At 38.0% G+C, this 2207-nt stretch carries 1 protein-coding gene and 1 CRISPR repeat array; the gene reads left to right on the plus strand.

Features of this window, described 5'->3' with window-relative positions:
* Window positions 1–288, plus strand: a 288-nt coding sequence (locus O9324_RS25910; protein WP_288141704.1) for a transposase, incomplete at its 5' end; no start/stop codon positions are given.
* Window positions 289–308: 20 nt separating this feature from the next.
* Window positions 309–2071: a CRISPR direct-repeat array (repeat unit 37 nt; unit sequence GTTCCAATTAATCTTAAACCCTATTAGGGATTGAAAC).
* Window positions 2072–2207 lie beyond the last annotated feature (136 nt).

Here is a 2207-nt window from a genome sequence, read left to right on the forward strand (position 1 = left end):
TTAAAGGAAGAATTTAGAAAGATTTATGAAACCTCAGAGAATCCGACAGAAGGACTGCTATCCATCTCGGAATGGTTGGCAAAATCCTCCAGTGTTTTTACCAAGAGTTGTCAAACAATCCGAAACTGGTTTGGAGAAATCATTAGTTATTTCGAGCGAAGGACCACGAATGGGGTGGTCGAGGGAATCAACAATAAACTTAAACTAATAAAACGGAGAGCATATGGCTTGAGAAACTTTCGGAATTTTTGGGTTAGAAGTATGTTATCTTGGCATCTTGTCTGTTGATTTAGCATAAAGAGTAACGAAGAGCCATAAATCTTAAACCCTATTAGGGATTGAAACGAGAACGTAATCCTTGCAATCGTGGGAACCCAACCGTTCCAATTAATCTTAAACCCTATTAGGGATTGAAACTCACCCGGATTTACCTGGGTTGATTAAGGCGGCTATGGTTCCAATTAATCTTAAACCCTATTAGGGATTGAAACAGTCCCACCCGCCGCGACTTCTCACAGATTTTTACCGTTCCAATTAATCTTAAACCCTATTAGGGATTGAAACCGATGATTTCGCCACTGGTGGAAATTAACTGACGGGTTCCAATTAATCTTAAACCCTATTAGGGATTGAAACATTTGATTTGCATTGAAGCACTTTTTAGAAAGGAAGTTCCAATTAATCTTAAACCCTATTAGGGATTGAAACAGGGGTCGGTGTTCGGCAATGGCGGTTAGATAATCGTTCCAATTAATCTTAAACCCTATTAGGGATTGAAACGGCAATTCCTATTTTGGGTGGAAAGCCAATAATCGTTCCAATTAATCTTAAACCCTATTAGGGATTGAAACCTTAAAGCGGTGACATCTGAGGGGGGACGCTTTTAGTTCCAATTAATCTTAAACCCTATTAGGGATTGAAACTCGCTAATTTTAGCTTCTAAAAGCTTTTCCCCGTGTTCCAATTAATCTTAAACCCTATTAGGGATTGAAACTGCGGAGGATGATTTAGGGGAACCTGATTATCCAGGTTCCAATTAATCTTAAACCCTATTAGGGATTGAAACCCTATTGGTTGCCAACTGGCACTCTCATAAAAAAGGTTCCAATTAATCTTAAACCCTATTAGGGATTGAAACAAAAAAAAATGGATGGCCGTATCATCATGCAAAAGTTCCAATTAATCTTAAACCCTATTAGGGATTGAAACCTTGTCCACTATTCTCAGGTAGTCATTCTCAATCAGGTTCCAATTAATCTTAAACCCTATTAGGGATTGAAACATTGGATGCTTCCGATTTGGATCAAAATGGCTAGTTCCAATTAATCTTAAACCCTATTAGGGATTGAAACACGTACACTTCTTTCGCTACGATTTTGATATACGTTCCAATTAATCTTAAACCCTATTAGGGATTGAAACGATTTGCCTTTTAGTCCCGGCAGTGATTATGATCGTTCCAATTAATCTTAAACCCTATTAGGGATTGAAACCCTGCTAGAGAACATTGGCAACTACCAGCGCCACAGTTCCAATTAATCTTAAACCCTATTAGGGATTGAAACCCCCATGGCGATCGAGTGGTAGCAATTCTGGGGGGTTCCAATTAATCTTAAACCCTATTAGGGATTGAAACTCATGAACCGAATATTGTGCCTTATGTTGTTCCTGAGTGTTCCAATTAATCTTAAACCTTATTAGGGATTGAAACTTTACTTGACATTTCTAGTAGGGTTATGGTAGATTTAAGTTAGGTTCCAATTAATCTTAAACCCTATTAGGGATTGAAACGAAGTCTTGACACTGAGCGAAGTCGAACCCTTCGGGTTCCAATTAATCTTAAACCCTATTAGGGATTGAAACGAAGTCTTGACCGAGGCTCGCTTAAGAGAATTTTTGTTCCAATTAATCTTAAACCCTAATAGGGATTGAAATATAATAAAAGAGCGAAAACCAATAGGAGGTTCCAATTAATCTTAAACCCTAATAGGGATTGAAACGGTAAATATGCTTATTGTTCCTCACTCTATTGTTATTCCAATTAATGTTAATCCCTATTAGGGATTGAAACACCCTAAAGATTCAACGGCATTAGAAGCGATTATCGCGCCAATTCAGACTTGAATTGGCGTTTTTGTTCAGAATTTAAGTGATTAGGGGCTGACCTAGATAGGGCTGGCTGAATAATGGTAAAACCCTTTTAAAAT

Origin of the sequence: Microcystis sp. LE19-84.1B, assembly GCF_027531875.1 — a bacterium.
GTDB lineage: Bacteria > Cyanobacteriota > Cyanobacteriia > Cyanobacteriales > Microcystaceae > Microcystis > Microcystis panniformis.